Raw genomic sequence first — 6,629 nt, forward strand, 5'->3', positions numbered from 1 at the left:
GTGAACGGGGCGGAGCACTTGCGGGTCGGCGTGACGGAGTATGACCCCGCCACCCCCCATGCGCCCCATCGCCATCCCGGGCAGGAGGAGGTCATCTGGGTGCTCTCGGGGAAGGGCTATACCGAGACCCACGGCAAGAGGATGGATCTCTATCCCGGCGCGGTGGCCTACATCCCCGCGGGGCTGGAACACAAGACCGCGGCCGTGGAGGGCAAGATGACGGCGATCATCATGAAGGGTCCGGCGAAGGACGCCGAGGGGGTGGTCTCCTAGGAGCGCCCCGCAGAAAGAATGCGCAGCCGCCCCGCATCCTTCACCAGCCGCGTCCCGAGGGGCGCCGAGAGGGCGCGCATTTTTTCCGCGATATGCAGCCCCTCCCCGCGGTGGGGGGAGAGTCGGCGTGGGGCATCGAATTTTCCCGACCGGCAGGGGATGAGATAGGGCTCGGTGGCGCCCCGCCCCCCAAGCCGGCAGCCGAAGAGAAACGTCTCGCGCGTGGCCTCGGTGAAGAACGGAATCTTGAAGTCGAAGATCAAGTTGCCCATGCTGTAGACGATGGGGCAGCCCTTGTGGATCTCCACCCCCTGCACGACGTGCGGGTGGCCGCCCAGGACAAGGTGCGCTCCCGCCGCGATGGTGGCGTGGGCGATCTCCCGCTGAAAATCCCGCACATCATGGACCATGCTCGTTCCCCAGTGATGATTCACGATCACGACGTCCGCCCGCTTCCGCAGGCGGCGGATGTCCTCTCGCATCCGGCGCAGCGCGCTTTTATCGGCGAAGGTGCGAATGCGGGCCGCGGTGCCGGGATAGGCGGCGAGATCGGTGGCGGGTTCATAAAGGGTGCGCGCGGGCAAGGGGTTCACGCCGGGCCGTCGTTCCGTGGCGGCGAAGCCGGACGGGAGGATCGAGTTGAAAGCCAGGATGCCGATGGTGAGTTCCCCACGCTGGAGGAGGATGGGGCTTCGCGCCGCCTCCAGTGTCGCGCCCGCGCCGGCCGCTTCGATGCCGGTTTCCTTCATCCGGTCAAGCGTGTCGAAAAAAGCCCTTTCGCCGTAGTCGAGGGCGTGGTTGTTGGCGAAGGAGACGGCGTGGATGTTGGCTTCGGTGAGCGCGCGGGCCATCTCGGGGCGGCCGCGGAGGAGGATCTTCCCTTTCTCGGCTTTTCCCCGCGCGGAGAGGGGCGCCTCAAGATTGACGAAGGTGAGGTCGCTCTTTTGCAGCTGGCCGATGAGCCCTCCGAAGGCCCTGCAAGGGCTTTTCCGGTTGAGGGCGATGTCGCCTCCTGCAATGAATGAGATGGACATGGGGCGCTCAGTCGGTGAGGCAAAGGCCGTGGTCGGGCTCGAAGGAGAGATAAACCCGCTGCCCGGGGGAGAGCTGTTCGTAGTGGTCGAGCTGTACTTCGATCAGGTGGGTGCCGACGCGGACCTCGCAGATGAGGAAGTTTCCCAGATAGACGGTATCGTCCACTTCGCCCTCGATCACGTTGACGCCGCCCGCAGGAGGAGCCGTGTGCAGCGAGATGTCCTCGGGGCGCAGGTTCAGGATGAGCCGCTGGCCGGCGGGGGCGCCGTTTCCGCCGCCCGCGAGCAGCTGGAGGGGGGGGCGGCCTTCGCCCGCGGGGATTTCGATCCGCAGGGCTTCGCCCTCGTTGCCGCGGCAGACACCCTCCAGCAAGTTCGTGGCGCCGATGAAATTGGCGACGAACGCATTGGCCGGGCGGGCGTACATTTCCTCCGGGTCGCCGATCTGCTGGATCAACCCCTGGTTCATCACCACCACCCGGTCGCTCATCACCAGCGCCTCGGTCTGATCGTGGGTGACGTAGACGGAGGTGATGCCGACTTCATGCTGAAGGCGGGTCAGCTCGATCCGCATCTGCTCGCGGAGCTTGGCGTCGAGGTTGCTCAGGGGTTCGTCGAAGAGGATCACCCTGGGGTTGTAGACGATGGCGCGGGCGAGGGCGACGCGCTGGCGCTGGCCGCCCGAGAGTTTGGTGGCGAAGCGATCGGCCAGTTGCCCCATGCTGACCAGCGAAAGGGCCTTGCCGACTTTTTCTTTCATCTCGGCCCGCCCGATGCCCCGGACGCGCAGGCCGTAGGCGACATTGTCGAAAACGGTCATATGGGGCCAGACGGCATAGCTCTGGAACACCATGCCGATGTTGCGCTTTTCGGGATCGAGATGGATCTCCTTGGACGCGGAGGTGACGATCTGCCCGGCGATGCGGATCTCACCCGCGTCGGGGCGCTCGAGCCCGGCGATGCAGCGCAGGGTGGTCGTCTTGCCGCAGCCGGAGGGGCCGAGCAGGGTGACGAATTCCCCTTGTGCGATATCGAGGTCGATGCCCGCGACGGCGACTTCCTGGCCGAAGTGCTTGACCAGCCCCCTGATTTCGACAAATGCCATCGTGTCCTCCTCCGCCCGGCTTAGGGCCTGACGGCCATGGTGTGTTCCGGGTCGAAGCGCAGGTAGACGCGCTCTCCCTTCCGCAGGTGATCCCGCGGATGGGCCTGAAGTTTCCACTCAAAATCGTCCCACTGGACGCGGCAATCGACATGATTTCCAAGGAAGATGGCGTCCACCACTTCGCCTTCCAGGCAGGAGCCCTCGGGCGTACGGAGGGCCTCGACGTTTTCCGGCCGGACCGAGAGAAAGGCTTCATCCCCCGCACGCAGGCCTTCCGCCACGAGACAAGGGATGTGAATGTCTTTTCCGTTTTCGCCGCGAAGGGAGATTTCGCCGCGGCCCGACATGGGGGGGGAGACGATTGTCCCCTCGATGAGGTTCACCATCCCGATGAAATTGCTGACGAACCGGTTGATGGGCCGTGCGTAAATTTCATGGGGCAGGCCCTGCTGTTCGATATGGCCTTTGCTCATCACGATGATGTCATCGCTGACAACGAGGGCCTCCGCCTGATCGTGTGTCACGTAGACGGAAGTGATGCCGACTTCGTGCTGGATGCGCTTGAGCTCGACGCGCATTTTTTCGCGGAGTTTGAGATCAAGATTGCTGAGGGGCTCATCGAAGAGCAGCAGCCGGGGATGGGAGACGATCGCCCGGGCCAGGGCGGCGCGCTGCTGCTGGCCGCCCGAGAGCTGGGTGGCAGACTTGTCCGCCATGTCCGTCAGGCCGACCAGGGCGAGCGCTTCCCGGGTCCGGTCGGCGATCTCCCCCGGATTCACCTTCTGGATTTCAAGCGGGTAGGAAACGTTCTGGGTGAGACTCATGTGGGGCCAGATGGCGTAGCTCTGGAACACCATGCCGATGTTGCGCCGCTCGGGGGGCTCGAATACGCCCGAGGCGATTGAGGTGACGGAGGCTCCGCCGATTCGAATCTCGCCCGCGTCGGGCTTGTGGAGCCCGGCGATGCACATCAGGGTTGTCGTTTTGCCGCAGCCCGAGGGACCCAGAAGGGTGAGGAATTTCCCCTCCGGGACGCCGAAGGAGATGCCGTCCACAGCCTTGTCGTTGCCGAAAGATTTGACGAGGCCGTTCACTTCGAGAAAGGGCTGCTTCGTTTTTTCCGCCATGTGTGCCTCTTTCTAGGCTGTCAGGGCCTCGCGCCCGGCGAGTTTTCGGAAAAGATAAATGCAGAAGAAAAGAACGACGGTCTGCACCATCGAGAGAGCCGCTGTCAGGGGTTCGTTCTCAAAGTTCGACAGGTAGTATACGCCGACCGAGAGGGTTTCAGTTCCGCTGGTGTACAGGATGATGGAGATCGAGAGCTCCCGCAGGAAGATCACGAAAAGGAGAACCCAGCCGGCGAAAATTCCCGGTTTCAGTAGCGGAATGGTGATCCGCTTCAGTGTGGTGAGCCAGGTCGCCCCGGACATGCGGGAGCTCTGATCGAGTTCCTCCGAGACGGCCAGCATGATGGAGGAGATATTGCGCTGACCGTAGGGGAAAAAACGGGTGATGTAGCCGAGGAGCAGGATCCAGATCGTCGCGTAGATGGGCGTCTTGATGTAGGTGACAAGCACGCCCATGGCCAGGACGATGCCGGGGAATCCGATCGGAATGACGCAGAGAAAATCCAGCAGCCGCGCGCCGTATCCCTTTGTCCGGTGAATCATGTAGCTCACGATGATCGCGAGCACCATGGCGATCGATGCGCCCAGGAAGGCCAGGAAAAAGCTGTTGGCGATGCCGTTCGTCGCGGCCTCAATCCGCAGGGGAGACCAGAAGAAGAGCACTTTTTCGTAGTTGATGAGCGTCAAGTCGGCGGAGATGATCTTCCCCTGCCATACCGGGTGGAGACTCACAACGAGCAGACTCAGAACCGGAAGCACGACCGCCACGACGATATAGCCGAGGTTGTAGGCGAGGGCCGCCCACTTCCAGCGCCCCAGATCGATGACGTTGGGGCGGAAGCCCTTGCCGGTCACCGTGGTGTACGCGCGCGGGGCGATGATCCGCTGCTGGATCCAAATGAAGAGTGCGGTGATGAGCCCGATGACCATGCTCATGGCGGCGCCCAGGTAGTGATTCGCGTCATCGCCCACGGCTTTTGAGAAGATCTGTGTGGTCATGGTTTCGTAGCCGTAGGGAGCCCCCAGCTTGAAGGGAACGCCGAATTCCCCGGCGCTCGTCACGAAGACGATGATGGCGCCGGACAAGATGGCCGGTGTGACGAGCGGCAAGGTTACCGTGAGCGTTGTCCGCCAGAGGCCCGCGCCGGTCGTGCGGGCGCTGTCCTCGAGGGAGGGGTCCATCCGCCGGAGGGAGCCCACGACGAAAAGGTAGACGAGCGGGGTGAAGAAGATGCCCGTCACCCAGATGACGCCGAAGATGTTGTCCACGTTGATGAGGTGGCTCTCGATGCCGAAGATGCTGCGGGCCAGATTGTTCAGAAGCCCCACTTTCGGCGCGCCCAGATTGTGCCACGCGATGGCGCCGACAAAAGGACTCAGAAAAAAGGGAATCAGATTGTAGGGTTCGAGCTTCTCGCGCCAGGGGCAGTTCGTTCGGGCGTTGATCCAGGCCAGGGAGACGCCCATAAAGGTGGCCAGGATCGTGCAGGAGGTGCTGATGATCAAGGTGTTGAAAAATGCCTGCCGTATGACGCGCCCCTGGAATACCTCGTAGTAGTTCCTCAGGCCCCATACGGTGTCGAATCCCTGATCGTCGAGAACGAGAAAGCTGTTCACCAAGAGGGCGAAGAGAGGAAGGAGAACGGCCGCGGCGACGATGAGGCTGACCACCGTGGTGGAGACGGTCTCTTGGGTAACCCACTTTTTCCACCAGTTGGGTGCGTGGCTCGAGATGTCAGAGGTCACGGTTTCGGTGGCCATTGCGCGGATTCGATCACCCTTGTTGATGCATCCTGAAGATGGGAAGGAGGGCCCTCCGGAAGAGGGCCCTCCTGGAATACTGCATGATGGAAATGGCTTGTCCCGCCGTTCGGCCTAACGGAAGACTTTCACCCAGTCGGCGCGCACTTTTTTGAACCGCTTGGAAGCGGCGATCCAATCCTTCATTCCCAGAAGCTTGATGCTGTTCAGGTCCAGCAGATAGGGCCGGACCTTCTCCGGGGGCGTGTAGTTGCTAAGAAAAGTATAGATGGCCTCGCCCTCGACGTAGAGGTCGGCGCCTTCCTTGGTCAGGAGAAATTCCACGAGCAGTTTGGCCGCGTTGGGGTGCGGCGCACCCTTCAGGACGGCAACCTGATTGCCGAGCATCACCTGGCCTTCTTTGTAGGAGCCGATGCGGAGCACTTTCGCGAGTTCGGGCTTCTTCAGGACGTTCTGGTAGACGCGCCCCGAAAGGTTCCACATGTCGAGCGGCCGCTCGCAGTTGATCACCATCTGCATTTTGGGCTCGGTCCGGAACTCGATGAGCGGCTTGGTGGCCTTGAGCTTTGCCCATAGGGGGCCAAGACTCATGCCGTTCTCCGAGAGGGAGATGGAAGTGTTCGTGTAGGTCAAGCTCTTGGTGAGGTCACTGGCGATCGTTTTGCCCGACAGCGAGGGCTTCAGGACGTCGGCGTAGGAACTCACGCTCAGATCCGCCATGCCGGGGCAGGATGCGTTCCAGATGGGCTGGAAGGTATAGGCCAGCGGCGTGACGACGTACGGGTAGTTCGAATATTGCCCGGCCTTTTTAACGAGGGCGGTGAAGTTCTTCCAGTTCGCGCTGTCGAGCTTCAGGAAGGCGCCCCGCGCGGAGGCGGCCGAAAAGAAGCCGGGCGAGCTGACGAGGATGGCGTCGTTGGTGAACTTGCCCGCCTTGATCTCCTGCCGCACGGTGGCTACCGTCGAGCCCGTTCCCTTGCGGAGAATGTTTACTTTAAAACCATCGCCCAGCCCGTAGCGTTTGACGAAGGCGGCGCGGATGCGCCGCGAGGTGCGGTCGCTGAAGAGCGGCTGAATGAGGGTGACACTGCCCTCCTTTTTCGCTGCGGGGATCAATTTTCTCTCTTGGCTGGAAAGTTGGGCGTCTGCCGGGCTGGCTGCCGAGAAAGCCAGCGCAAATGCCGCCACCCCAGCGAGGCTAAATCCGATAAGATTTTTCGTGCGCTTCATTTTCTCTCTCCCTTGAAAGGAATCGTGGAAATACAGTCACTCATTCCTCCGAAGGCCTTGCTGTTCGGGCCGGCGAAGGGGTAATCATTGTCAATGACG

Annotated in this window: 6 protein-coding genes; 1 reads left to right on the plus strand and 5 read right to left on the minus strand. The window is 62.1% G+C overall.

Annotation, left to right across the window (positions count from 1 at the left end):
• Nucleotides 1-273, plus strand: a 273-nt coding sequence (locus O2807_10315; protein MDA1000889.1) for a cupin domain-containing protein, incomplete at its 5' end; no start/stop codon positions are given.
• Here O2807_10315 and O2807_10320 read toward each other — a convergent pair.
• From O2807_10320 to O2807_10340, 5 genes are all read right to left on the minus strand, one after another.
• Nucleotides 270-1,307 (minus strand): CapA family protein, encoded by a 1,038-nt coding sequence (locus tag O2807_10320; protein ID MDA1000890.1) that lies wholly within the window; start codon nt 1,305-1,307, stop codon nt 270-272. The genes O2807_10315 and O2807_10320 overlap by 4 nt on opposite strands.
• Before the next feature lie 7 nt (nt 1,308-1,314).
• Nucleotides 1,315-2,412 carry an ABC transporter ATP-binding protein gene (locus O2807_10325; GenBank protein ID MDA1000891.1) on the minus strand — a complete coding sequence of 366 codons (1,098 nt, stop codon included), beginning with the start codon at nt 2,410-2,412 and terminating at the stop codon, nt 1,315-1,317.
• Nucleotides 2,413-2,432: 20 nt separating this feature from the next.
• Nucleotides 2,433-3,539: an ABC transporter ATP-binding protein gene (locus O2807_10330; GenBank protein MDA1000892.1), complete on the minus strand. Its 1,107-nt coding sequence runs from the start codon at nt 3,537-3,539 to the stop codon at nt 2,433-2,435.
• Between the two features lie 12 nt (nt 3,540-3,551).
• Nucleotides 3,552-5,300 (minus strand): iron ABC transporter permease, encoded by a 1,749-nt coding sequence (locus tag O2807_10335; GenBank protein ID MDA1000893.1) that lies wholly within the window; start codon nt 5,298-5,300, stop codon nt 3,552-3,554.
• Between the two features lie 114 nt (nt 5,301-5,414).
• A complete protein-coding gene (locus O2807_10340) occupies nt 5,415-6,530 on the minus strand; it encodes an ABC transporter substrate-binding protein (protein ID MDA1000894.1) in 1,116 nt (371 codons plus the stop codon).
• Between the last annotated feature and the right edge of the window lie 99 nt (nt 6,531-6,629).

This window comes from bacterium, from assembly GCA_027622355.1.
Classification (GTDB): Bacteria; UBA8248; UBA8248; order UBA8248; family UBA8248; genus JAQBZT01.